At 65.2% G+C, this 24038-nt stretch carries 21 protein-coding genes; 12 read left to right on the top strand and 9 right to left on the bottom strand.

Annotated features, from left to right (window positions below; all coding sequences use genetic code 11):
• Positions 1 to 26 precede the first annotated feature (26 nt).
• Genes C6W92_RS00180 through rho form a run of 5 tightly spaced genes read right to left on the bottom strand, consistent with a single transcriptional unit; the run spans position 27 to position 5880 of the window.
• Entirely contained in the window at positions 27 to 836 is an 810-nt protein-coding gene (locus tag C6W92_RS00180) for an AAA family ATPase (RefSeq protein ID WP_129431071.1), read from the bottom strand.
• Positions 829 to 1431, bottom strand: a complete 603-nt coding sequence (rsmG, locus tag C6W92_RS00175) for a 16S rRNA (guanine(527)-N(7))-methyltransferase RsmG (RefSeq protein WP_129431070.1) — start codon at positions 1429 to 1431, stop codon at positions 829 to 831. Before rsmG ends, C6W92_RS00180 begins: the two co-directional genes overlap by 8 nt.
• Positions 1428 to 3299, bottom strand: a complete 1872-nt coding sequence (gene mnmG / locus C6W92_RS00170; protein WP_129431069.1) for a tRNA uridine-5-carboxymethylaminomethyl(34) synthesis enzyme MnmG — start codon at positions 3297 to 3299, stop codon at positions 1428 to 1430. The genes rsmG and mnmG overlap by 4 nt, the downstream gene beginning before the upstream one ends.
• 3 nt (positions 3300 to 3302) lie before the next feature.
• The gene (gene mnmE, locus C6W92_RS00165; protein ID WP_129431068.1) at positions 3303 to 4589 is read right to left on the bottom strand and encodes a tRNA uridine-5-carboxymethylaminomethyl(34) synthesis GTPase MnmE; all 1287 of its coding nucleotides are present in this window, start codon (positions 4587 to 4589) and stop codon (positions 3303 to 3305) included.
• Positions 4590 to 4608: 19 nt separating this feature from the next.
• Entirely contained in the window at positions 4609 to 5880 is a 1272-nt protein-coding gene (gene rho, locus C6W92_RS00160) for a transcription termination factor Rho (RefSeq protein WP_206735479.1), read from the bottom strand.
• Positions 5881 to 6397: 517 nt separating this feature from the next.
• Here rho and C6W92_RS00155 point away from each other — a divergent pair.
• From C6W92_RS00155 to dnaQ, 4 genes are read left to right on the top strand one after another with little or no spacing between them, the layout of a single operon-like run.
• Positions 6398 to 6997, top strand: coding sequence for a Maf family protein (locus tag C6W92_RS00155; RefSeq protein ID WP_129431067.1), 600 nt, complete (start codon positions 6398 to 6400; stop codon positions 6995 to 6997).
• Complete coding sequence (locus tag C6W92_RS00150) at positions 6994 to 7827, top strand: shikimate dehydrogenase (RefSeq protein ID WP_129431066.1); 834 nt, start codon at positions 6994 to 6996, stop codon at positions 7825 to 7827. Before C6W92_RS00155 ends, C6W92_RS00150 begins: the two co-directional genes overlap by 4 nt.
• The gene (coaE, locus tag C6W92_RS00145; protein ID WP_129431065.1) at positions 7824 to 8417 is read left to right on the top strand and encodes a dephospho-CoA kinase; all 594 of its coding nucleotides are present in this window, start codon (positions 7824 to 7826) and stop codon (positions 8415 to 8417) included. Before C6W92_RS00150 ends, coaE begins: the two co-directional genes overlap by 4 nt.
• Positions 8410 to 9105 carry a DNA polymerase III subunit epsilon gene (gene dnaQ / locus C6W92_RS00140; protein ID WP_129431064.1) on the top strand — a complete coding sequence of 232 codons (696 nt, stop codon included), beginning with the start codon at positions 8410 to 8412 and terminating at the stop codon, positions 9103 to 9105. The genes coaE and dnaQ overlap by 8 nt, the downstream gene beginning before the upstream one ends.
• A 2-nt stretch (positions 9106 to 9107) precedes the next feature.
• Here dnaQ and ubiG read toward each other — a convergent pair whose 3' ends face one another.
• Positions 9108 to 9854, bottom strand: coding sequence for a bifunctional 2-polyprenyl-6-hydroxyphenol methylase/3-demethylubiquinol 3-O-methyltransferase UbiG (gene ubiG, locus C6W92_RS00135; protein WP_129431063.1), 747 nt, complete (start codon positions 9852 to 9854; stop codon positions 9108 to 9110).
• A gap of 49 nt (positions 9855 to 9903) precedes the next feature.
• On the opposite strand from ubiG, the gene pip reads away from it, so the two are divergent.
• The 6 genes from pip to infB all read left to right on the top strand — a co-directional run bounded on the left by pip (position 9904) and on the right by infB (position 17525).
• Positions 9904 to 10878 (top strand): prolyl aminopeptidase, encoded by a 975-nt coding sequence (pip, locus tag C6W92_RS00130; protein WP_129431062.1) that lies wholly within the window; start codon positions 9904 to 9906, stop codon positions 10876 to 10878.
• A 28-nt stretch (positions 10879 to 10906) separates the two neighbouring features.
• Positions 10907 to 11980: a cell division protein ZapE gene (gene zapE / locus C6W92_RS00125; protein WP_129431061.1), complete on the top strand. Its 1074-nt coding sequence runs from the start codon at positions 10907 to 10909 to the stop codon at positions 11978 to 11980.
• A gap of 126 nt (positions 11981 to 12106) precedes the next feature.
• On the top strand, positions 12107 to 12682 hold the full coding sequence (gene rimP / locus C6W92_RS00120; protein ID WP_129431060.1) for a ribosome maturation factor RimP: 576 nt from the start codon (positions 12107 to 12109) through the stop codon (positions 12680 to 12682).
• A 2-nt stretch (positions 12683 to 12684) separates the two neighbouring features.
• A complete protein-coding gene (gene nusA, locus C6W92_RS00115) occupies positions 12685 to 14391 on the top strand; it encodes a transcription termination factor NusA (RefSeq protein WP_129431059.1) in 1707 nt (568 codons plus the stop codon).
• A 23-nt stretch (positions 14392 to 14414) separates the two neighbouring features.
• Positions 14415 to 15038: an RNA-binding protein gene (locus C6W92_RS00110; protein WP_129431058.1), complete on the top strand. Its 624-nt coding sequence runs from the start codon at positions 14415 to 14417 to the stop codon at positions 15036 to 15038.
• A 6-nt stretch (positions 15039 to 15044) separates the two neighbouring features.
• The gene (gene infB, locus C6W92_RS00105; protein ID WP_129431057.1) at positions 15045 to 17525 is read left to right on the top strand and encodes a translation initiation factor IF-2; all 2481 of its coding nucleotides are present in this window, start codon (positions 15045 to 15047) and stop codon (positions 17523 to 17525) included.
• A 78-nt stretch (positions 17526 to 17603) separates the two neighbouring features.
• Here infB and mutT read toward each other — a convergent pair whose 3' ends face one another.
• The 3 genes from mutT to C6W92_RS00090 are packed head-to-tail and all read right to left on the bottom strand — an operon-like array spanning position 17604 to position 20081.
• Positions 17604 to 18002, bottom strand: coding sequence for an 8-oxo-dGTP diphosphatase MutT (mutT, locus tag C6W92_RS00100; RefSeq protein WP_129431056.1), 399 nt, complete (start codon positions 18000 to 18002; stop codon positions 17604 to 17606).
• The gene (argJ, locus tag C6W92_RS00095) at positions 17999 to 19228 is read right to left on the bottom strand and encodes a bifunctional glutamate N-acetyltransferase/amino-acid acetyltransferase ArgJ (protein ID WP_129431055.1); all 1230 of its coding nucleotides are present in this window, start codon (positions 19226 to 19228) and stop codon (positions 17999 to 18001) included. The genes mutT and argJ overlap by 4 nt, the downstream gene beginning before the upstream one ends.
• A gap of 4 nt (positions 19229 to 19232) precedes the next feature.
• Entirely contained in the window at positions 19233 to 20081 is an 849-nt protein-coding gene (locus tag C6W92_RS00090) for a peptidylprolyl isomerase (RefSeq protein WP_129431054.1), read from the bottom strand.
• A 187-nt stretch (positions 20082 to 20268) separates the two neighbouring features.
• Here C6W92_RS00090 and secA point away from each other — a divergent pair, with 187 nt between their 5' ends.
• Together secA and C6W92_RS00080 are read left to right on the top strand one after the other, a co-directional pair.
• Positions 20269 to 22971, top strand: a complete 2703-nt coding sequence (secA, locus tag C6W92_RS00085; protein ID WP_129431053.1) for a preprotein translocase subunit SecA — start codon at positions 20269 to 20271, stop codon at positions 22969 to 22971.
• Positions 22972 to 23064: 93 nt separating this feature from the next.
• The gene (locus C6W92_RS00080) at positions 23065 to 24015 is read left to right on the top strand and encodes a hypothetical protein (RefSeq protein WP_129431052.1); all 951 of its coding nucleotides are present in this window, start codon (positions 23065 to 23067) and stop codon (positions 24013 to 24015) included.
• The last annotated feature ends 23 nt before the right edge of the window (positions 24016 to 24038 follow it).

The raw sequence follows: 24038 nt of genomic DNA, 5'->3' as shown, positions 1-24038 counted from the left end.
GTGCTCACCGCCTCGTCTCCTTTTTCTTATGCCGCGACGCGCGCGTGCCTGCGGACAATCTCGCCCGCGAGATCGCGGTAGGCCTGCGCACCCTTGGAGGTGCTATCGTAGGTCAGGACCGGCATGGCGTAGGACGGCGCCTCGCTCACCCGGACGTTGCGTGGGATGCGCGTGGCAAAGACGAGATCGCCAAGCGTGTCGCGGGCATCGGCCTCGACCTGTGCGGAGAGGTTGTTGCGCCCGTCCACCATCGTCAGCAGAACCCCCTCGATGCGCAGGTCGGGATTGGCGCTTTGCCGCACCTCGCGAATCGTCAGCATGAGCTGCGACAGGCCCTCGAGCGCGAAGAATTCGGCCTGGAGCGGGATCAACACCGAATGCGCCGCGACCATCGCGTTGACCGTCAGCAGGTTGAGCGAGGGCGGACAGTCGATCAGCACGTAATCGGGGGCGAGCGCCTCCATCCCCGGCTGGCGCAGCGCATCGTGCAGCAGGAAGCTGCGCTTTTCATTGGAGAAAAGCTCTATATCCGCCGAGGACAGATCGACAGTGGCGGGGATGATCGACAGCCGGTCATGATTGGTGGGCTGCACGGCCTCGTCGAGCGTGGCCTCGTCGAGCAGGAAATCGTAGGTGGTGATATCGCGCGCGCTGGCCTCTATCCCGAGCCCGGTGGACGCGTTGCCCTGCGGGTCGAGATCGACGATCAGCACGCGCGCACCGGAATCCGCGAGCGCGGCGCCAAGATTGATGGTTGTCGTGGTCTTGCCCACGCCGCCCTTTTGATTGGCGACCGCGATGATGCGGGGGGTGGTAATCGGGCTGGAATCAGGCACGGGATACTCCTGTGACGCGCAGGATGACGGCTTCGGGGTCTGTCCTGCTTTTATCAACCCGGGAGATAAATTGCCACTTGCTTTGCGCCTCTGTCAGCTCTTGCCGCCATGTTGCCCCCTTGGGAAAGAGCGCCGTGCCGCCGGGGGCGAGATGGCGCGCGGCGTAGCCAAGAAGCGCAGAGAGATCGGCGAGCGCGCGGGCGCTGAGCACATCGGCGGCGAGTGGGTCCATCTTCTCGATTCGCTCGGTGCGAACGGTGGCAGCGATCCCTGTCTCGCGAATCACGGTGCGCAGGAAGGCGGATTTGCGCGCGTCCGATTCGACGAGGGTGACGCGGGCGGGGGAGCCGGTCTCCTGCGCGAGGATGGCGATCACGAGCCCCGGAAAGCCGCCACCGGAGCCAAGATCAACCCAATGGGCGACGGGAGTCGGGGCGAGGGCGTGAAGCTGTGCGGAATCCTCGAAATGGCGGGCTTGCAGATGGGGAAGGGAAGCGCGCGAGACGAGGTTTATGCGCGGGTTCCACTTTTCAATGAGCGTGGCGTAGAGGTTTAGCCGCTCCCTTGTTTCACGTGAAACATCCCGGAGGATCATGCGCTCTGTGCCCGCTCGCCCCGGCGCAGGCAGACGAGGATCAGCGCAAGCGCCGCAGGTGTCATACCGTCGATGCGCGCCGCCTGGGCGAGCGTTTCGGGGCGCGCGGCGGAAAGCTTGGCCTTGAGCTCGTTGGAGAGGCCGTCGATTCCGCCGTAGTCGAACCCCTCGGGGATGGCCACGCCCTCGTCCCGGCGCAGTATTTCCACGTCGCGGGCCTGTCGGGCGATGTAATTGGCGTAGGTCGCGTCCTTCTTGAGCTGGGCGGCGATGTCGGGGTCGACATCGGCAAGCGCCGGGGTGAGGGGCGCAAGGTCGGCCAACTCGGTACCGGGGAAGGCGAGAACCTGCATCCCGTTACGGCGCGTGCCGTCCTGGTTGACCGCGATCCCGGCGGAAGAGAGATCGCGGGGGGTGTAACTCTCGGCGTCGAGAAGGCTGCGCGCGGCGTCGAGGCGGCTCATCTTCTCCTCGAATGCGCGGCGGCGGTCCTCACCGACGCACCCCGCGTCGATCCCAAGGGGTGTGAGCCGCTGATCGGCATTGTCGGCGCGCAGCGACAGGCGAAACTCGGCGCGGGAGGTGAACATGCGGTAGGGCTCGGTCACGCCGCGGGTGGTGAGATCGTCGATCATCACGCCAATATAGCTGTCGGTGCGGCTGAAGGTGAGCGGCGGCTCGCCCGCAGCATGGCGCGCGGCGTTGAGCCCGGCAACGAGCCCTTGTGCCGCGGCCTCCTCGTAGCCGGTGGTGCCGTTGATCTGCCCGGCAAGGAAGAGCCCCGGCACGTCGCGCAGCGCGAGGCGGTGGTCGAGCGCCCGTGGATCGACGTAGTCATACTCGATGGCATAGCCGGGCTGAAGGATTTCAGCGTTTTCCAGCCCGGCGATGGAGCACACATACGCCTCCTGCACCTCGACCGGTAACGAAGTGGAAATACCGTTCGGGTAGATTACCGAATCGGAAAGGCTCTCTGGTTCGAGGAAAATCTGGTGCGATGTCTTGTCAGCGAAACGCACGATTTTGTCCTCGATCGAGGGGCAATAGCGCGGACCGATGCCGTCGATATGCCCGCCATACATGGCCGAGCGGTCGAGATTGTCGCGGATGATGTCGTGGGTGCGGGCATTGGTATGGGTGATGCCGCAGGAAACCTGCCGCGCCGTGGGCGCGTCGGAGAGGAAGGAAAACATCACCGGGTCGTCATCCGGGGGCTGCATGTCGAGGCCGTCCCAGTTGATGCTGCGCCCGTCGAGGCGCGGGGGCGTGCCGGTCTTGAGGCGGCCGAGGGGAAGGCCAAAGCTGTCCATGCGTTGGGCAAGGCGGAGGCTGGGCGGATCGCCCATGCGCCCGCCAGGGCGCGCGACATCGCCGATATGAATGACGCCGCGCAGGAAGGTGCCTGTGGTGAGGATCACGGCACTCGCCGCGATCTCGCTGCCGTCGGCGAGGATCACGCCGGTGACGGTGTCGCCGTTCATTCGGAAGTCCGCGGCCTCGCCCTCGATGATCTCGAGGTTGATCCGGCTGGCGAGGGCGCGCTGCATCTCTTCGCGGTAGATTCGCCGGTCAGCTTGCGCGCGGGGGCCCTGGACAGCGGGGCCCTTGCGGCGGTTGAGCAGGCGAAACTGGATCCCGGCGCGATCCGCGACGCGGCCCATCACGCCATCAAGCGCGTCGATTTCGCGCACGAGGTGGCCCTTGCCGAGGCCGCCGATGGCCGGGTTGCAGGACATCACGCCGATCCCGTCGCGCGACAGGGTGACAAGCGCGGTGCGCGCGCCCATCCGGGCCGCGGCGTCGGCGGCATCCGCGCCGGCATGTCCGCCACCGATGACGAGCACATCGAATTGTTTCACGTGAAACACCTCTCACTTGCCAAGGCAGAAGCTCGCGAAAATCTCGCCGAGCACCGTCTCCACACCGATGCGTCCTACCAGAGAATCGAGCGCGCGGACAGCGGCGTGAACCTCTTCGGCAGCGATATCGGTCGCGGCCTCGCCCCCGTCAAGAGCAAGGAGCGCCGCGTCGAGGGACGAGCTGCCGCTGCGCATGGCCGATTCGTGGCGCGCGCGGATGGCCATGCCGCCACCTTGCGCCCTCGCCCCGAGGGTTTCGGCAATGCGGGCGACGAGGCGGTCCACGCCCAGCCCCGTGAGGCCGGAGACGCCCTCGCCCTCTTCGGGGGCGAGATCAGCCTTGGCCCGCAAGGTGATGTCATCCGCCTGTCGCAACTCATCGAAATCCTGGGTGCCGTCGTCGAGAAACACTCGCAGATCGGCGGCGGCGGCGCGGTCACGGGCGCGGGCGATGCCGATGGACTCCACCGCATCGGCGGTCTCGCGAAGACCGGCCGTGTCGAGAAGCGTAACAGGCAGGCCACCGAGATCCATCCGCACCTCGATCACGTCACGGGTGGTTCCGACGTGCTCGGAGGTGATCGCCGCCTCGCGCCCGGCAAGCGTGTTGAGCAAGGTCGACTTGCCAGCATTCGGCGCGCCGAGGATTGCCACCTCGAAGCCGGAGCGGATGCGCTCGGCCACGGCGAAGCCGGAGATTTCCGCGTCGAGGCCGGATTTGACCGAGGCGAGCAACGTCCGGACCTCGGGAAAGACATCGACGGGCACTTCCTCGTCGGCGAAGTCGATGGTCACCTCCAGAAGCGCCAGCGCCCGGACCAGGGCCGCGCGCCACTCGGCGCATTTCTTACCGAGGGAACCGGAGAATACGCGCATCGCCTGGCGCCGTTGCGCCTCGGTTTCCGAGTCCAGAAGATCGGCCAACGCCTCGACCTGCGTCAGGTCGAGGCGACCGTTGGACAGCGCGCGGCGCGTGAACTCTCCGGGATCTGCGGCGCGCAGACCGGGCAGGGCGCCAAGATGGCGCAGCAAGGCAGAAATGACCGCCGCGCTGCCATGTGTCTGAAACTCGAGCACCGACTCGCCAGTAAAACTCGCGCCTTCAGGAAAGTAGAGCACAACCGCCTCGTCCAGCCGCGCCCCGTCCTGATCGCGCAGCACGCGCAAGCTCGCCTGCCGGGGGGCGGGCAGCCCGCCGCAGACCGCGCGCGCGGCGGATGCGACCTCTGGGCCGGAGAGACGAATGACCGCGATACCCGACTTGCCGGGGGCCGTGGAGAGGGCAAAGATCGTCTCCATCGCGATGACGTGCCTATGCTCAGGTATTCATCGAATCGAAGAACTCGGCATTCGACTTGGTCTGCTTGAGCTTGCCGAGCAGGAACTCTACCGCGTCGGTGGTGCCCATCGGGTTGAGGATACGGCGCAGGACGAAGGTCTTTTGCAGCTCAAGCTTGTCGATAAGCAGCTCTTCCTTGCGCGTGCCGGACTTGAGGATGTCGATCGCCGGGAACACGCGCTTGTCGGCCACCTTGCGGTCGAGCACGATCTCGGAGTTGCCGGTGCCCTTGAATTCCTCGAAGATCACCTCGTCCATGCGGCTGCCGGTCTCGATCAGGGCGGTGGCAACGATGGTGAGCGATCCGCCCTCCTCGATATTGCGCGCGGCGCCAAAGAACCGCTTGGGGCGTTGCAGGGCGTTGGCATCGACACCACCGGTGAGCACCTTGCCCGAGGACGGCACGACCGTGTTGAAGGCGCGGCCGAGGCGCGTAATCGAATCGAGCAGGATGACCACATCGCGCTTGTGCTCGACAAGGCGCTTGGCCTTTTCGATGACCATGTCGGAGACGGCGACGTGGCGCGTGGCGGGTTCGTCGAAGGTCGAACTGATGACCTCACCCTTGACCGAGCGCTGCATGTCAGTGACCTCTTCGGGTCGTTCGTCGATCAACAGCACGATGAGATAGCACTCGGGGTGGTTCTTCGCGATGCTGTTGGCAATGTTCTGCAACAGCACCGTTTTACCCGTGCGCGGCGGCGCCACGATCAGCGAGCGCTGCCCCTTGCCGATGGGCGCGACAAGGTCGATGAGCCGCGCGGAGCGGTCCTTGATCGTGGGATCCTCGATCTCCATCCGAAGCCGTTCATCGGGGTAGAGCGGCGTGAGGTTTTCAAACGCGATCTTGTGGCGCGCGCGATCCGGATCCTGGAAGTTGATCTGGGTGACGGAAGTAAGCGCGAAATACCGCTCTGTGTCGTCGGGCTGACGAATCTCGCCCTCGATGGTATCGCCGGTGCGCAACGAGAATTGCCGGATCATGTCGGGCGAGACGTAGATATCGTCAGGCCCGGGGAGGTAGTTGGCCTCGAGCGAACGCAGGAAGCCAAAGCCGTCCTGAAGCACTTCGAGTACGCCGTCGCCGAAGATCACCCATCCTTCCTCGGCACGTTCCTTGAGGATCGAGAACATCATCTCGCCCTTGCGCATGGTCGAGGCGTTCTCGATCTCCAGCTCTTCGGCGATGTTGAGCAGGTCCTTGGCGGTCATCGCTTTGAGTTCGGCGAGATTCAAACGGTCTTCGGACATGACAGGCCTCGATTGGTGCCGGGACCCATGAGGGCCAGGGACGGATCATATGGGGATTTCAGGACCACCGGACGGCGGCTCGTGCTGTCTTAGGCCTCACAGCCGCTGAGGTCAAGCGTCGGACGAGGCGACCGCGTTTAACCAAAATATAATAGAATTATAGGAGAATGATGATGTTGTAGGGGACGTAGGGCATTGTGGATTATGCCATTGTCACCGGGTTTGTCCACTCGGGGATAAGGCTGTGCGTATCGCGGGGCATTATTGGTGAATAGTTTGGTGTGAGAAATATTATTCAATGAAAATAATAGATTATATACTAAAAATCCTTAAGATTGTGTCAGGGTATCCTGTGGATAGTTCTTGAGTCCTGGGTTGTCCACAGCGTGATTTCATCCTTGTCCATAGCGGAACAACCTGTAGACCAACGCGGCGAAACGGATCGCCCAATCTGTTGTCCTGCACCGTCAGCCGTGAAGGGTTGATCCGTCACGGATTTTGTCATCAGGTTATCCCCATGAATTTTGAACTTGTCCTTGCTTCCGGCTCGGCGATCCGGCGCACATTGCTTGAAAATGCCGGCCTTCGGATCGTTGTCAGCCCCGCGCGCGTGGACGAGGCGACGCTGCGCGATTCGTTGCTGTCCGACGGCGTCGCACCACGAGACATTGCCGATGCGCTGGCAGAGATGAAGGCGCGGCGGGTGAGCCAGAAGATGCCCGGTCGGCTGGTGCTGGGCTGTGACCAGGTGCTTGATCTCGGTGGGCGCCTGCTGTCGAAACCCGCTGATATCGGCGAGGCACGCGCGCAACTTCGTGAGATGCGGGGGCGCGCGCATGATCTTCTGTCGGCAGCGGTGATCTGCGAGAATGGCGCGCCGGTGTGGCGGCATGTGGGACGCGCGCGGATGCGCGTGAGGGATTTCTCCGACGATTGGCTGAATGGCTATCTTGACCGCAACTGGCCCGATGTTGCCGAATGCGTCGGGGCCTATAAACTCGAGGCGGAGGGTGTGCGCTTGTTTTCCGGCGTGGAAGGCGATTATTTCACGGTTCTGGGCCTGCCGCTACTCGACCTCCTGGCCTTTCTGACCTTGCGTGGAGACCTGCCAAGATGAGCCATGACCGTATCCCCCTTGCCGGTGTCATCGGATCGCCGGTCGCGCATTCGCGTTCGCCGCAGCTTCATACCCACTGGCTCAAAACATTGGGGATCCCGGGGTTTTACATCCCGATGGACGTGGCGAATGCTGATCTCGAGGTGGTGTTGCGGACCCTGCCGAAGATGGGGTTTCGTGGCGTCAACATCACGGTGCCGCACAAGGAGCGGGCGCTGGAACTGGCCGACCTGGTGACCGACCGTGCCACGATCATCGGTGCGGCCAACACGCTGGTGTTTCGTGAGGACGGCAAGATACAGGCGGACAATACCGACGGCTACGGCTTTATCGAGAACCTGAGACAGGCCGCGCCGGACTGGAAACCGGAGAGCGGACCCGCCGCTGTGCTGGGCGCCGGCGGCGCGGCGCGGGCGGTGATCGCGGCGCTTCTGGATGTGGGCGTGCCGGAGATCCTGCTGTCCAACCGCACGCGGCCCCGGGCCGAGGGTTTGCAGCAGCAATTCGGCCGCAGGGTGACCGTGATCGACTGGGTGCAGGCGGGCAACATGCTCGAAGAGGCGGTGACGGTTGTCAACACGACCTCGCTGGGCATGGTTGGGAGCCCGCCGCTGCGTGTGCCTCTGGATGGGCTGCGCAAGGGCGCGGTGGTGACCGATCTCGTTTACGCGCCGCTTCAGACGCGGCTGCTCATGGAGGCGGAGAAGGCGGGGTGCGTCGCGGTGGACGGGCTGGGTATGCTGATCCATCAGGCGGTGCCTGCGTTCGAGCGGTGGTTTGGCACACGCCCGGAGGTGGACGCGGCGACGCGCGCGGCGGCGCTGCGATGACATTCCGGCTCGGGCTGACGGGCTCTATCGGGATGGGCAAATCGATCACGGCGCGGCTCTTTGCCGATGAAGGCTGTGCGGTCTGGGATGCGGATGCGGCGGTGCATCGGCTATACGCGCGGGGCGGTGCTGGGGTGGCGCCGATCGCTGCCGCCTTTCCCGGGGCGGTGGTAGAGGGCGCGGTGGATCGCGGGCGGCTGCGGGCGATCATCGCCGGTGATCCCGAGGCGCTGACGCAGATCGAGGCGATCATCCATCCGCTGGTGGCGCAGGACCGGGCGGATTTCGTCGCGAGGCAGGAGGCTGATGTGACGGTACTCGATATTCCTCTGCTCTATGAGACGGGTGCCGAGGATGGTCTCGACGCGGTGGCGGTCGTGAGCGTGGCGCCCGAGGTGCAGCGCGCGCGGGTCCTGGCGCGGGATACGATGAGCGAAGCGGATTTCGAGACGATTCTGGCCCGACAGGTGCCGGATACCGAGAAGCGGGCGCGCGCGGATTACGTGATCGAGACCGACACGATGGATCATGCGCGCGCGCAGGTGCGGGAGACACTGGCAGAGATCAGGGAGGGGCGAAGCGATGCGTGAGATCGTTCTGGATACCGAGACCACCGGACTTGAACCGGTGGAAGGGCATCGCGTGGTCGAGATCGGTGCGGTCGAACTCTACAATCACATGCCGACGGGGCGCACGTATCATCAATACATCAACCCCAAGCGCCCGATGCCCGAGGAAGCCTTTGCCGTTCATGGGCTGGGCGATGATTTTCTGCGCGACAAGCCGCTTTTTGCCGAGATCGGCGCGCAATTTCTCGAGTTCGTGGGTGACGCGCGGCTGGTGATCCACAATGCAAGTTTCGACATGAAGTTCCTGAATGCCGAGCTGGAATGGTGCAGTCTCGTGCCGCTGCCGATGAACCGGGCCATCGACACGCTGGCCATGGCGCGGAAGAAGTATCCCGGCGCGCCTGCCTCGCTCGACGCCCTGTGCCGCCGCTTCGGGATCGACAATACGGCGCGCACGCTGCACGGAGCGCTGCTCGATTCCGAGATCCTCGCCGAGGTGTACCTGGAGTTGATCGGGGGCCGTCAGCCGGATTTTGCGCTGAGCGCCGATCCGAGGGCCGGAGTGGGCGGATCGGGCGGGAACGGTGACGCAAACTGGCGTCCCGGTCCGCGTCCGCGTCCGCTTGCCCCCCGGCTGACCGAGGCCGAGCGTGCGGCGCACGAAGCGTTTGTCGCCGGGATGGGCGACAGGGCGATGTGGAACCGGTAGGCTCAGGCCGGGCGCAGGCTGCTGGTTACGTAATTCACGCTCAGGTCACGGTCGGAGAGCCGCCATTGCCATGTCACAGGGTTGAACACGAACCCCTTGCGATCCACCGGGTCGAACCCCGCCTGCCCGAGCAGGGCAAACAGCTCATCGGGCGTGATGAATTTCGACCATTCATGCGTGCCCTTGGGCAGCCACCGCATGACGTATTCGGCGCCGACGATGGCCATCGCAAAGCTCTTGGCATTGCGGTTGATGGTGGAACAGATGTGCAGCCCGCCGGGGCGAAGCAGATCGTAGCAGGCGGTGAGGTAGCCGAGCGGGTCGGAGACATGCTCGACCACCTCCATGTTGAGCACGACATCGAAGCGCTCGCCGGCGGCGGCCATGTCCTCGGCGGTGGTGTGGCGGTAGTCGATATCGAGCCCCGACTGTTCCGCATGGACCTGCGCGACGGGGATGTTGCGCGGCGCGGCATCGGCGCCGACGACATCGGCCCCGAGCCGCGCCATCGGCTCGCTCAGCAGCCCGCCGCCGCAGCCGATATCGAGCAGGCGCAGCCCCTCAAGGGGCTGCTCGGCGGTCAGGTCGCGACCGAATTCGGCGGCGATCTGCGCGGCGATGTAGTCAAGTCGGCAGGGATTGAGCATGTGCAGCGGCTTGAACTTGCCGTCGGGATCCCACCATTCGGCGGCCATCGCCTCGAATTTCGCGACTTCGGCGGGGTTGATCGTGCTCTGGGCGGTTTGCATTCCCGTCTCCCTGTGGCTCAATGGGACATGGGCGGTATATAGGACGGGAATGGACAGAGTCGCGAGCCATAAGAGCGCAGTGCAATACCTCTACCCGCCGGTGGAGCCGTTCGACCGACGGATGCTGGACGTGGGCGACGGGCATTCCGTCTATGTCGAGCAATCGGGGCGCGCCGACGGCGTGCCGGTGGTCGTGCTGCATGGCGGACCGGGGGGCGGGTCGAGCCCGGCGATGCGGCGGTATTTCGACCCGAACGTCTATCGGATCGTGCTTTTCGATCAGCGCGGGTGCGGCCGCTCAAAGCCCCATGCCAGCATCGAGGCCAATACGACCTGGCATCTGGTGGCCGATATCGAGCGTATCCGCGAGGCGCTGGGCATCGAGCGTTGGATCGTGTTCGGCGGAAGCTGGGGGGCGACGCTGGCGCTGCTCTATGCACAGACCCATCCCGACCGGGCACGGCACCTGGTCCTGCGCGGCGTGTTCACCATGACGCAGGCCGAGCTCGACTGGTTCTATGGCGGGGGGGCGGCGGCGTTCTGGCCGGAAACTTGGGCGCGATTTGTCGCGCTCATCCCCGAGGCCGAGCGTGGCGATTTGATCGCCGCCTACAACAAACGGCTGTTTTCCGGGGACATGGCCGAGGAGATCGCCCATGCCAAGGCGTGGTCGGCATGGGAAAATGCGCTGGCCACCGTGCAATCCACCGGCACCGGCGGCGACGCGCCCGCCGATTACGCCCGCGCCTTTGCCCGGCTGGAGAACCATTATTTCCGCAACCGCGGGTTCCTGGAGAAGGACGGACACATTCTCAATCACATGCACCTGATCGCGGAGGTACCGGGCACCATCGTGCAGGGCCGCTATGACATGATTTGCCCGCCCGCTTCGGCGCACCGGCTGGCCGCGCGCTGGCCGTCCTGCGATCTGCGGATGGTGCCGATGGCGGGGCACGCGCTGTCGGAGCCGGGCATCAGCGCCGAGCTGGTGGGCGTCATGGCGCGGCTGGCGGACCGACACTGAGCGCCGGGAACGCGACAGGCCGCATGTGATGGATACCTTGCCCGATATCTATGAGCGTCTCGTGGCCGAGGGTGCGCTGTTGCGCGACCCGGCGCAGGAGGACGTCCTGCCGGAATTCGAGCGTATCCGCGCGGCATTGGCAGAGCCGCAGCGGCGCGGCTGGTTCCGTCGTGCGCCCGAGCCGCCCAAGGGGCTTTATCTCTGGGGGGGCGTCGGACGCGGCAAGTCGATGCTGATGGACATGTTCGCGGACAGCATCGATGTTCCCAAGCGGCGGGTACATTTTCACGCCTTCATGCAGGAAATCCATGCCGGGCTTCATGCTGCGCGGGCGCGGGGCGAATCGGATGCGCTGGCGCCGGTGGCGGCGGAGGTGGCACGCTCTGTGCGGCTCCTGGCCTTTGACGAAATGCAGATCACCGACATTACCGACGCGATGATCGTCGGGCGGCTGTTCGCGGCACTGTTCGAGGCCGGGGTGGTGGTGGTGACTACGTCCAACCGGGTACCCGATGACCTATACGAGAACGGGCTTAACCGGCAGCTCTTCCTGCCCTTTATCGGGTTGGTGAAGGAGCGGATGGTGGTGCGCGAAATGTCCGGGCCGACGGATTATCGACAGGATCGGCTCGCAGGGGGCGGCGTGTATTTCACGCCGGTGAACGCGGAGAACCGGGCCAGTATAGAAACGATCTGGCAAGACCTGACCGGGGGCCGCGCCGCGCCGCACGACATCATCGTCAACAAGCGCGCGGTAACGATCCCGGCATTTCACAACGGCGTTGCGCGGGCGACGTTCTACGATCTGTGCGGCTGCCCCCTGGGCCCGGCGGATTACCTCGCGCTGGCGCAGGCGGTGCGGCTATTGGTGCTGGAAAACATCCCGCAAATGGGGCGGGCCAACTTCAACGAGGCGAAACGCTTCGTCACGCTGATCGACGCGCTTTACGAGGCGCGGGTGCAGCTGATCTGCCTCGCGGCGGCGGAGCCGGAATACCTTTATGTCGAGGGCGAGGGATCGTTCGAGTTCGCGCGCACGGCGAGCCGGTTGCGCGAGATGCAGTCGGAGGGCTGGGGCGAGATGCGAGGCAAGGCACCCTGAAAATCCCCGCTTGCAAAGCGCCCGGTGGAGGCCTATATGCGCGATTGACAGCGGCGCCGCGGGCTTTCCGCCGGTTCCACCGGGTAAGACAACGGGCCGCGCGCCCGTTTTTTTGTGTTTGGACCAATGACCAACGACCTCATCGCAAAGGCTGCCATTGACCGCAGACTGGCCGAGATCATCACGCCGGTGATCGAGGACATGGGATTCGAGCTTGTGCGCGTGCGGCTGATGGGCGGCAAGACGCAGCTCTTGCAGATCATGGCCGACCGGCCCGAGGGCGGGATAGAAGTGGACGAGTGTGGCGAGATCAGTACGGCTGTGAGCGCGGTTCTCGACGTGGAGGACCCGATCACCGATGCCTATACGCTCGAGGTGTCGAGCCCGGGCATCGACCGGCCGCTGACGCGGCTCAAGGATTTCGAGGAGTTCGAGGGCTACGAGGCCAAGCTCGAAACCGCCGAGATGATCGACGGGCGGCGGCGGTTCAAGGGGGTTCTGGCCGGCGTCGAGGGTGACGAGGTGATGCTCAACGTCGACGAGGGCACCATCGGCCTGCAATTCGACTGGCTGAGCGACGCCAAGCTTGTCCTGACCGAGGAGCTGATCCGCGAAATGCTGCGCGCACGCAAGGCGGCGGGCGTGATCGACGAGACGAATTTTGACGAGATAGAAACCGATAGCGGTTCCGAGGAGGACTGAGAATGGCAATCACATCGGCCAACCAGCTTGAGCTTTTGCAGACCGCGGAAGCCGTGGCGCGCGAGAAGATGATCGACCCCGGCCTAGTGATCGACGCGATGGAGGAGAGTCTCGCGCGGGCCGCCAAGAGCCGCTACGGCGCCGAGATGGATATCCATGTCAAGATTGACCGCAAGACCGGACGCGCGGCATTCACCCGCGTGCGCACCGTGGTCGACGAAGAGGCGCTGGAGAATTACCAGGCCGAGTTTACGCCCGATCAAGCCAAGGCTTATTTCGTCCCCGCCGCGCCGGGGCGCGACGAATTCTGGCTGCGCGACGGTGCGCGGATCGACCCCGCCGAGGCGGGCGAGCCGCAGGCGGGCGACGAGTTTCACGAGGCGGTGCCGCCGGTGGAGATGGGCCGGATCGCGGCGCAGAGCGCCAAGCAGGTGATCCTGCAAAAGGTGCGCGAGGCCGAGCGCGACCGCCAATACGAGGCGTTCAAGGATCGCGCGGGCACGATCATCAACGGCGTCGTCAAGCGCGAGGAATATGGCAACGTCGTCGTCGAGCTTCAGGGTTATGGCGAGGCGATGCTGCGTCGCAACGAGAAGATCGGCCGCGAGGCCTATCGTCCCGGCGAGCGCATCCGCGCCTATGTGAAGGACGTGCGCCGCGAGCAGCGTGGGCCGCAAATCTTCCTCAGCCGCACAGCGCCCGAATTCATGGCCGAGCTGTTCAAGATGGAGGTGCCGGAAATCTACGACGGCATTATCGACATCAAGGCCGTGGCCCGCGATCCCGGCAGCCGCGCCAAGATCGCGGTGATCAGCTATGACAGCTCGATCGACCCGGTTGGCGCCTGCGTCGGCATGCGCGGCAGCCGCGTGCAGGCGGTGGTCAACGAGCTTCAGGGCGAGAAGATCGACATCATCCCGTGGAACGAGGACCAGGCCACGTTCCTCGTCAACGCGCTGCAGCCCGCCGAGGTCAGCAAGGTGGTGATCGACGAGGACGCGCAGCGCATCGAGGTCGTGGTCCCGGAGGATCAGCTCAGCCTCGCCATCGGGCGGCGCGGGCAGAACGTGCGGCTGGCGAGCCAGCTCACCGGGCTCGATATCGACATCATGACCGAGGCGCAGGACAGCGAGCGGCGGCAGAAGGATTTCGAGGAGCGCACCAAGCTGTTCATGGACACGCTCGATCTCGACGAGTTCTTTGCGCAGTTGCTGGTGGCCGAGGGCTTTACCACGCTCGAAGAGGTGGCATATGTCGAGGTCGACGAGCTTCTGACCATCGACGGGGTCGACGAAGACACCGCCGGGGAGCTTCAGGCGCGGGCGCGCGATGTGCTCGAGGCGCAGGCCGCCGAAGCGCTGGAAAAGGCGCGCGCACTGGGCGCCGAGGACAGCCTCATCGGTTTCGAGGGGCTGAGCCCGCAGATGGTGCTGGCGCTGGCGCAGGACGATGTAAAGACGCTGGAGGACTTCGCCACTTGCGCCGACTGGGAGCTGGCCGGGGGATGGACCACGGATGGGGGCGTGCGCGTCAAGGATGACGGGATACTGGAGCCGTTCGAGGTGTCGCTGGAAGAGGCGCAGGACATGGTGATGACCGCGCGAGTGATGCTCGGCTGGGTCGATCCCGATGATCTCGTGCCGCAGACCGAAGAAACCGGTGAGGCCGCGGATGCGGCGCCGGACAGCGAAGAGGAGACCGGGGCCTGATCGCTCAGGCCCCGGGGACAGTCATGGGTCGCGGAGGGCAACCCAAGGATCGCGCGGACGGTCCAGAACGCAAGTGCATCGCAACGGGTGAGGTACGTCCGAAGGCGTCGCTGGTGCGGTTCGTGGTCGGGCCCGATGGTGCGGTTGTCCCCGATGTGGCGGCCAAGCTGCCGGGGCGCGGCATCTACGTGGTACCGGACAGTACGGCGATCGACCGCGCCGCGAAGAAGGGGCTTTTCGCTCGCGCTGCACGGCAACAGGTGACCGTGCCCGAAGACCTTGCCGCGTTGGTCGAGGGGCTCATCGCGCGGCGGGTTATCAATCTCATCAGCCTCGCGCGCAAGGGTGGCGGTGCGGTGGCCGGGTACGAGAAGGTCAAGGACCGGCTGATGCGCGGCGACGTGCGCGCCCTGTTGCAGGCGAGCGACGGTTCGGAGCGCGGCAAGTCGGGCTTGAGCACACCCGAGGGTGCTACCTATATTGGTTGGCTCACCGCCGACGAGCTTGGACAGGCTTTCAGCCGTCAAACAACGATCCATGCCGTGCTGGGCTATGGAGGTTTGGCGCAACGTGTTGTAGAGGAGGCGGCAAGACTGAAAGGTCTGCGCGTCTCGGACGGCGGGACTGCGCGCCGGAAAGGAAAGTAAGAGAATATGAGCGACAACGACGGAAAGAAACCTCTGGGTGTGCGTGGCGGTCCCCGTGCGGGGAACGTGAAGCAAAGCTTCAGCCACGGGCGCACAAAGAACGTCGTGGTGGAAACCAAGCGCAAGCGTGTCGTCGTGCCCAAGCCGGGCGCGGGGATGGGTGCGGGCGCGTCCGGCAAGCCGTCTGCCGGAAGCGGGAGCAACAAGCGCCCCGCCGGCGTCTCGGAGGCCGAGCTCGAACGTCGCCTGAAGGCGCTCGCCGCCGCCAAGGCGCGCGAGGCCGATGACACCGCCCGCCGCGAGGCCGAGGAAAAGGCCCGCGAGGAGGAGCGCCAGCGCCGCCGCGACGAGGCCGAGGCCAAGGAGCGCGAGCAGCGCGAGGCCGAGGAGCGCGCACGGCAAAAGACCGAGGAGGATGTGCGCCGCAAGCGCGAGGCCGAGCAGGAGACCGCGAAGCCCGCGGCCGCCGCGCCCGATCCGGCGCCGGCCCGGCAGGCCCCTGCGAAGTCCGCCCCCGCGCCGCGCAAGCGTGAGGACGACGACAAGGGCGCCCGTCGCGGCAAGGGCCGTGGCGGAGAAGATGGCCGCCGCTCGGGCAAGCTGACGCTCAACCAGGCGCTTTCGGGCGGCGAGGGCGGACGCCAGAAGAGCATGGCCGCGATGAAGCGCAAGCAAGAGCGCGCGCGCCAGAAGGCGATGGGCGGCGCGCAGGAGCGCGAGAAGGTCGTTCGCGATGTGCAACTGCCCGAGGTGATCGTGGTTTCGGAGCTTGCGGGCCGCATGGCCGAGCGCGTGGGCGACGTGGTCAAGGCGCTGATGCAGAACGGCATGATGGTCACGCAGAATGAGGCGATCGACGCCGATACGGCCGAGCTCATCATCGAGGAATTCGGCCACCGCGTGGTCCGCGTGAGCGACTCGGACGTGGAAGACGTGATCGCGCAGGTCGAGGACAAGCCCGAGGATCTCAAGCCGCGCCCGCCGGTTATCACCATCATGGGCCACGTGGATCACGGCAAGACTTCGCTTCTCGATGCGATCCGCGATGCCAAGGTGGTGGCGGGCGAGGCCGGGGGCATCACCCAGCATATCGGCGCCTACCAGGTCACCACTGACAGTGGCGCGGTGCTGAGCTTCCTCGATACGCCGGGCCACGCGGCCTTTACCTCTATGCGGTCGCGCGGGGCGCAGGTCACGGATATCGTGGTGCTTGTCGTGGCCGCCGACGATGCGGTGATGCCGCAGACCGTCGAGGCGATCAACCACGCCAAGGCGGCAAAGGTGCCGATGATCGTGGCGATCAACAAGGTCGATCTGCCCGCCGCTGACCCGGACAAGGTCCGCTCGGACCTGCTGCGCCACGAGGTGGTCGTCGAGGCGATGTCGGGCGATGTGCAGGATGTCGAGGTGTCGGCTGTCACCGGGCAGGGCCTCGATGAATTGCTTGAGGCGATCGCGCTCCAGTCGGAAATCCTTGAACTCAAGGCCAACCCTGACCGCGCCGCCGAAGGTGCCGTGATCGAGGCGCAGCTCGACGTGGGCCGTGGCCCCGTGGCAACGGTCCTGGTGCAGAAGGGCACGCTTCGGCAGGGCGACATCTTTGTCGTGGGCGAGCAGTACGGCAAAGTGCGCGCGCTCATCAATGATCGGGGCGAGCGGGTCAAGGAGGCCGGGCCGTCGGTGCCGGTCGAGGTGCTCGGGCTCAACGGGACACCCGAGGCGGGCGACGTGCTCAACGTCGTCGACACCGAGGGGCAGGCCCGCGAGATCGCTGAATACCGTGCCGACGCTGCCAAGGAAAAGCGCGCCGCTGCCGGAGCAGGTACCTCGCTGGAGCAGCTGTTGGCCAAGGCCAAGGAAGACGAGAACGTCAAGGAACTGCCCATCGTGGTCAAGGCCGACGTTCAGGGTTCTGCCGAGGCGATCATTCAGGCGATGGAGAAGATCGGCAACGACGAAGTGCGCGTGCGCGTGCTGCACTCGGGTGTCGGCGCCATTACCGAATCCGATATCGGGCTCGCCGAAGCCTCGGGCGCGCCGGTTCTGGGCTTCAACGTGCGGGCCAACGCGCCGGCGCGCAACAGCGCTAACCAGAAGGGCGTGGAAATCCGCTACTATTCGGTGATCTACGATCTGGTGGACGACGTGAAGGCGGCGGCGAGCGGTCTGCTTGGCGCGGAAATTCGCGAGAAGTTCATCGGCTATGCCGAGATTCGCGAGGTGTTCAAGGTCTCGAACGTGGGCAAGGTGGCGGGCTGTCTCGTTACCGAGGGCGTGGCGCGCCGGTCTGCCGGGGTGCGGCTGTTGCGCGATGACGTGGTGATCCACGAGGGCACGCTCAAGACGCTCAAGCGGTTCAAGGACGAGGTTGCCGAGGTGATCTCGGGTCAGGAATGCGGCATGGCCTTCGAGAATTACGAGGATGTCCGCCCGGGCGACGTGATCGAGATATTCGAGCGCGAGGAGGTCACGCGCTCGCTGTCGTGATCGGCGTGGGCGAGATGACAATGAGGGCGGCCCGTCGGGTCGCCCTTTTTCGTTGGGGATGAGTCGGGTGGTGCCCGGTCAAAGCCAGTCGCGAAGGATCGCGATGAGGGGGATGTCGGCCGGGGGCATGGGGTAGGAACGCAGATCGCCCGCGCGCACCCATTTGAGCGCCTGTCCTTCGCGCCCCTGCGCGATTCCCTGCCATTTGCGGCAGGCAAAAACCGGCATCAAAAGGTGGAAATCTTCATAGGAATGGCTGGCGAAGGTCAGCGGCGCGAGGCACGACGCCCACGTGTCGATCCCGAGCTCTTCGTGCAACTCGCGGATCAGGGCGGCCTCGGGCGTCTCTCCGGGTTCGACCTTGCCGCCGGGAAACTCCCACAGGCCCGCCATCGCCTTGCCCGCGGGGCGCTGCGCCAGCAAAACGCGCCCCTCCACGTCGATGAGCGCCACGGCCGAGACCAATACGGTTTTCACGAACGGTAATCCGCGTTGATCTCGATATAGCCGTGGGTCAGATCGCAAGTCCAGACCCGCGCCGTGCCGCCGCCAAGGCCGAGATCCACATGAATCACGATTTCCTCGTTCTTCATGTAGGCGGCGGCCTTGTCCTCGTCGTGATTGGGGCTCACTTCGCCATCGCGCGCGACCTCCAGCTCGCCGAACCAGATCGACAGCCGGTCGCGGTCGGCGCGGGCGCCGGACTTGCCCACGGCCATGACGACGCGGCCCCAGTTCGGGTCTTCGCCGGCGATGGCGGTCTTGACCAGTGGCGAATTGGCGATGGATTTCGCATGGACATGCGCCTCGGTGTCCGAGGCGGCACCGGTCACGGAGACCTCGATGAATTTCGTGGCCCCCTCACCGTCACGCACCACCTGCTGCGCGAGGTCGAGCATCACCCGGCGCAGCGCCTCCATAAAGCCGACATTGGTACCGGAAATCCGGATGCCGGAGGCCCCCGTTGCCGCCATAAGGAGCGTGTCGGAGGTGGAGGTGTCGCTGTCGACGGTGATGCAGTTGAAGGTGGTTCGGTTGAGAACGCTCAGCATGTCCTGCAACACCGGCTGCTCCATCGCCGCGTCGGTGAAGATGTAGACCAGCATTGTCGCCATGTCGGGCGCGATCATGCCCGATCCCTTGGCGATTCCGGCGATTCGCACCGGCTGCCCGTCGATGATGACGGTCTCGGTTGCGCCCTTTGGGAAGGTGTCGGTGGTCATGATCGCGTGCGCGGCATCGGCGATGCCGCCGGGTGCGAGGCGCGTGGCGAGATCGTCGAGGCAGGCGGTGACGCGGTCGTGCGCCAGCGGCTCTCCGATGACGCCGGTGGAGGCGGTAAAGACGCGGTCGGACGGAATGCCGAGCCGCTTGGCGGTGGCGTTGGTCACGGCCTCGACCGCCGCTGTGCCACGCCGTCCGGTAAAGGCATTGGCATTGCCGGAATTGACCAGGATCGCCGCGCCCTGCGCGGGGTCGCCGCCGATCTTGGCCTGGCAGTCGAGCACCGCCGCCGAGCGCGTGGCCGAGCGGGTGAACACCCCGGCCACCGACGTGCCCGGCGCGAGACTGGCAAGCATCACGTCCGTGCGACCCGAATAGCGCACCCCGGCCTCGGCGGTGGCAAACCGCACACCACCGATTTCGGGCAGATCGGGGAAGGCGTCCGGCGCGAGCGGCGAGACCGGCAGGGATTTGCCCATTGGATCAGTTCTCCAGAAGATCGAACCGGTTGATGAGCGCCGGGTCCATGCCGTCGCTGCCGGAGCGGTCCACCGCGCTGTTGGCCTCGAGCTGCGCGACATGGGCGTCGAGCGCCTGACGGCGCAGGGTATCGGCAAGCTCGTCGCGCACGTCGGCGAGCGCGGGTTTTTCCTTCGCCCGGGTCTCGTTGAGCTTGATGACATGCCAGCCGAACTGGGTCTTTACCGGGTCGGAGACCTCGCCCACGTCGAGCGCTGTCACCGCCTCGGAGAATTCCGGCACCATCACGCCCGCGCCAAACCAGCCGAGCTCGCCCCCCGATGGACCGGACGGGCCAGTGGAATGCTCTTGTGCCAACGCCGCGAAATTGGCGCCGCCGGCGATCTCTTCGACAAGCGCCTGGGCCTCCTCCTCGGTCTCCACGAGGATGTGCGAAGCGCGATATTCGGTCTCTTCGGCGGCCCCGGTATATTCGCTGTCATAGGCGGCTTGCAGCGCCTCGTCGGTGACCGCCTCGCCGGTGATCTCGCCGATCACCTCGGAGGCGGCGATCGCGCGCTGTTCGTTGTCCAGCCGAAGCTGTGCGACCCGTGACAGCGCGCCCTCGTGGGATTGGCTGAGAAGCTCCTGCTGCACAAGCTGATCGAGGACGCCGCGGAAAAGCACGTCCGGGGGGATCTGGTTGTATTGCTCGGGCAGGGTGCCGCGCAGGACGAGCATGTGGCCGAGGGTGATCTCGGTCTCGCCGACGGTGGCCATCACCGTGTCGAGCGGGGGCTCATCCTGGGCGGCGGCGGGCACACCCGCGGTGAGCGCAGCGAGAAGCACGGGCGCAAGAAGCCGTTGCAACATGGAAATCATCCTTTATCCAGATCGCCGCATGGCCCTTTGGCGCGCGACGTTGACACTTTTCCGGCGGCCCCTTACATCGCCTTGTAATCAAGGCGCGGCCCACACACTTGCGCCCGTTTTAGGGCGCGCGGGCAGGCGGGGCAAGCGATTGCCTTCGCTGAAGCCGAAACACCGGAACGGATGAGACATGCTTGGTATTGGAACGGTCGCGCGCAAGATTTTCGGAACCCCGAATGATCGCAAGATAAAGACGACGCGGCCCCTGATCGAAAAGATCAATGCGCTCGAGCCGGAATACGAGGCACTGGACGACGAAGGGCTGATCGCGAAGACCGAAGAATTCCGCAAGCGTATCGCCGGGGGCGAGAGCCTTGACGCGATGTTGCCCGAGGCATTCGCCAATTGCCGCGAGGCGGCGCGCCGCGCGCTCGGGCTGCGGGCCTTCGATGTGCAGCTCATGGGCGGAATTTTCCTGCACCAGGGCAACATCTCGGAGATGAAGACCGGCGAGGGCAAGACGCTGGTGGCGACCCTGCCCGCCTATCTCAACGCGCTGTCGGGCAAGGGCGTGCATATCGTCACCGTCAACGACTATCTCGCGCGGCGCGATGCCGACTGGATGGGCAAGGTCTTTGGCGCGTTGGGCATGACCACCGGTGTCGTCTATCCGCAGCAGCCCGAGGCGGAAAAGAAAGAGGCCTATGGTGCCGATGTCACCTATGCCACCAACAACGAACTGGGATTTGACTACCTGCGCGACAACATGAAGGCGTCGCTGGAGGAGATGAACCAGCGCGGGCACAATTTCGCGATCGTGGACGAGGTGGACAGCATCCTCATCGACGAAGCGCGCACGCCGCTCATCATTTCGGGGCCGAGCCAGGACCGCAGCGATCTGTATCGCACCATCGACACCGTGATTCCCGAACTGAGCGAGGAGCATTACACCCTCGACGAGAAGACCCGCAACGTCACCTATACCGACGAGGGCAACGAGTTTCTCGAGCAGTTGCTGCACCAGCGCGAGCTTTTGCCCGAGGGGCAATCGCTCTACGATCCCGAGAGCACGACTATCGTGCACCACGTCAACCAGGGCCTGCGCGCGCACAAGCTGTTCTCCAGGGACAAGGACTATATCGTGCGCGGTGGCGAGGTGGTGCTGATCGACGAGTTCACCGGGCGGATGATGGCCGGGCGGCGGCTGTCGGACGGGCTGCACCAGGCGATCGAGGCCAAGGAGGGATGCGACATCCAGCCCGAGAACGTGACGCTCGCCTCGGTCACCTTCCAGAATTACTTCCGGCTCTATGACAAGCTGTCGGGCATGACCGGCACGGCGGTGACCGAGGCCGAGGAATTCGCCGAGATTTATGGCCTCGGCGTGGTCGAGGTGCCCACCAACCGCCCCATCGCCCGCATCGACAAGGACGACGCCGTCTATCGCACCGCACAGGAGAAATACGAGGCCATCGTCGAGGAGATCCGTGAAGCGCACGAAAAGGGGCAGCCGACCCTCGTCGGCACCACTTCAATCGAGAAATCCGAGATGCTGAGCGCCCTGCTGACCAAAGCGGGCATCGCGCATAACGTGCTCAACGCGCGCCAGCACGAGCAGGAGGCGCAGATCATCGCCGACGCGGGCAAGCTTGGCGCGGTGACCATCGCCACGAACATGGCCGGGCGCGGCACCGACATCAAGCTGGGCGGGAACGTCGATTTCCAGATCATGGAGGCCATCGCCGCAGACCCCGACGGCGACCCCGAGGCGATCCGCAAGCAGATCGAGGACGCGCACGCCGCCGACGAGCAGGCGGTGATAGAGGCGGGTGGCCTGTTCGTTCTGGCCACCGAGCGCCACGAAAGCCGCCGCATCGACAACCAGCTGCGCGGACGGTCGGGGCGCCAGGGCGACCCGGGGCTGTCGGCCTTTTATCTCAGCCTCGAGGATGACCTGATGCGCATCTTCGGCAGTGACCGGCTCGAAAAGGTGCTCTCGACCCTGGGCATGAAGGAGGGCGAGGCGATCATCCACCCCTGGGTGAACAAATCGCTGGAGCGGGCGCAGGCCAAGGTGGAGGCGCGCAACTTCGACATCCGCAAGCAATTGCTGAAATTCGACGACGTGATGAACGAGCAGCGCAAGGTGATCTTCAAGCAGCGGCTCGACATCATGAAGGCAGATGACCTCAGCGAGATCGTCGGCGACATGCGCGCCGAGGTGATCTCTGACATTGTCGATCAGTACATGCCGCCCAAGACCTATGCCGACCAGTGGGATACCGAGGGTATGCAGGAGGCCGTGCGCGAGCGGCTTGGTATGGACCTGCCATTGGTGGACTGGGCCGCCGAGGAAGGCGTCGATGACGAGGACATCGCTGAACGCCTGGAAAAGGCCGCCGACGAGATGATGGCGGCGAAGGCCGCACAATTCGGCCCCGAGACCATGCGCATGATCGAGAAGCAGGTGCTGTTGCAGACCATTGATACCAAGTGGCGCGAGCACCTGCTGACGCTCGAACACCTGCGCTCGGTGGTGGGCTTTCGCGGTTATGCGCAGCGCGATCCGCTCAACGAGTACAAGAGTGAATCGTTCCACCTTTTCCAGACGATGCTCGACGGGCTTCGCGGCGACGTGACCCAGAAACTCGCGCAAATTCGCCCCATGACCGAGGAAGAGCAGACCGCGCTCATGCGCGACCTCGAACAGCAGCGCGCAGCGATGGAGGTAGCGGCACAGCCCGCGGACGCGGGGGCGGAGAGCGCGTTTCCTGACGCGGTGCCGGGCTTTGTCGAATCCGATCCGTCGACATGGGGTAACCCCGGGCGCAATGATTCTTGCCCCTGCGGTTCGGGCAAGAAATTCAAGCACTGTCACGGCAGGTTGACCTGACAGCGTCAGAATGATCCCGCTTTCCTGACACCATGAGGCCTTTTTCAACGGCTAAGCCCTAACCTTGAATCTGTTCAAGGCTTGGAGGGCGTCATGGCCCAGATAAGGCGCTACATCGTCGCGGGGGGCAGCATTTTTGCGGCTCTCGGCTATGCGTATTTCATGCAGGCCGGAGCGGCCTCGCCACCCGGACCCGCCCGTGCGGCACAGGTTGCGCAGCCGGTGGAGATTTCCGGGATCGAGCTGACATCGGCCCCGGCGCTGCCGCTGATGCCCGACCCGGCGACCCTGCCCGACGCGCAAGTGACGCGCGCCGTGGCTCGCGACATCGCGGTCCCCGGAGATCTTCCGTCGGAGGAGCGCGCGCCATCCTTTGAGTGCGAGGCCGAGATGACGGCCTCGGTGCGCGAGGCGGCGATCGTGCGCCTCGATCTCGAGGCGCCCTGCCATCCAAACGCGCGGGTGACCCTGCACCACAACGGCATGATGATCTCGGCTCTCACCGACGTGGACGGGGGCGCCCGCATCGACCTGCCGGCGCTTGCTGAATCGGCCGTGTTTATTGCCGCCTTCGAGGATGGCAAGGGGGCGCTCGCGACGGCCACGATCGACGATCTGGCACTCTACGACCGTTTCGTGGTGCAATGGCGCGGCGACGCGCGCAGCCTACGGCTGCATGCGCTCGAATACGGGGCCGATTTCGGCATGCCCGGTCATGTGTGGTCGGAGGGGACGCAGGCCGAGGCCGAGGGATTCGTAATGCGGCTGGGCGGCGATGTGCCCGGCCCGGCGCTGCGGGCCGAAGTCTATACATTTCCCACCGCCAGCGCGACGCGGGAGGGCTCGGTGGCGCTGAGACTGGAGGCCGAGGTGACCGATGGCAATTGCGGCCGCGATGTTGAGGCACAGGGCATCTCGACCGAGGGTGACGGGGCCGCGCTGCGGGTGCAAGACCTGGTTCTGCCGATGCCGGGTTGCGAGGCGACGGGTGAGTTTCTGGTGTTGAAAAACCTGTTCAATGACCTGAATATCGCGCAAAAGTGAAGCGCAGGTATTCAGGGATCGGG

Source organism: Roseovarius sp. A46, from assembly GCF_004126395.1.
GTDB classification, from domain to species: domain Bacteria; phylum Pseudomonadota; class Alphaproteobacteria; order Rhodobacterales; family Rhodobacteraceae; genus Roseovarius; species Roseovarius nitratireducens.
This window is presented reverse-complemented; position numbering and strand designations above follow the sequence as displayed.

Bases quoted from the DNA above. Each gene is read 5' to 3' on its own strand.
- infB (WP_129431057.1), top strand. From the start codon at position 15,045: ATGAGCGACAACGACGGAAAGAAACCTCTGGGTGTGCGTGGCGGTCCC.
- mnmE (WP_129431068.1), bottom strand. From the start codon at position 4,589: ATGGAGACGATCTTTGCCCTCTCCACGGCCCCCGGCAAGTCGGGTATC.
- rimP (WP_129431060.1), top strand. From the start codon at position 12,107: ATGACCAACGACCTCATCGCAAAGGCTGCCATTGACCGCAGACTGGCC.
- pip (WP_129431062.1), top strand. From the start codon at position 9,904: ATGGACAGAGTCGCGAGCCATAAGAGCGCAGTGCAATACCTCTACCCG.
- C6W92_RS00080 (WP_129431052.1), top strand. From the start codon at position 23,065: ATGGCCCAGATAAGGCGCTACATCGTCGCGGGGGGCAGCATTTTTGCG.
- C6W92_RS00150 (WP_129431066.1), top strand. From the start codon at position 6,994: ATGAGCCATGACCGTATCCCCCTTGCCGGTGTCATCGGATCGCCGGTC.
- C6W92_RS00090 (WP_129431054.1), bottom strand. From the start codon at position 20,081: ATGTTGCAACGGCTTCTTGCGCCCGTGCTTCTCGCTGCGCTCACCGCG.
- rsmG (WP_129431070.1), bottom strand. From the start codon at position 1,431: ATGATCCTCCGGGATGTTTCACGTGAAACAAGGGAGCGGCTAAACCTC.
- C6W92_RS00110 (WP_129431058.1), top strand. From the start codon at position 14,415: ATGGGTCGCGGAGGGCAACCCAAGGATCGCGCGGACGGTCCAGAACGC.
- argJ (WP_129431055.1), bottom strand. From the start codon at position 19,228: ATGGGCAAATCCCTGCCGGTCTCGCCGCTCGCGCCGGACGCCTTCCCC.
- C6W92_RS00155 (WP_129431067.1), top strand. From the start codon at position 6,398: ATGAATTTTGAACTTGTCCTTGCTTCCGGCTCGGCGATCCGGCGCACA.
- nusA (WP_129431059.1), top strand. From the start codon at position 12,685: ATGGCAATCACATCGGCCAACCAGCTTGAGCTTTTGCAGACCGCGGAA.
- zapE (WP_129431061.1), top strand. From the start codon at position 10,907: ATGGATACCTTGCCCGATATCTATGAGCGTCTCGTGGCCGAGGGTGCG.
- rho (WP_206735479.1), bottom strand. From the start codon at position 5,880: ATGTCCGAAGACCGTTTGAATCTCGCCGAACTCAAAGCGATGACCGCC.
- dnaQ (WP_129431064.1), top strand. From the start codon at position 8,410: ATGCGTGAGATCGTTCTGGATACCGAGACCACCGGACTTGAACCGGTG.
- secA (WP_129431053.1), top strand. From the start codon at position 20,269: ATGCTTGGTATTGGAACGGTCGCGCGCAAGATTTTCGGAACCCCGAAT.
- ubiG (WP_129431063.1), bottom strand. From the start codon at position 9,854: ATGCAAACCGCCCAGAGCACGATCAACCCCGCCGAAGTCGCGAAATTC.
- coaE (WP_129431065.1), top strand. From the start codon at position 7,824: ATGACATTCCGGCTCGGGCTGACGGGCTCTATCGGGATGGGCAAATCG.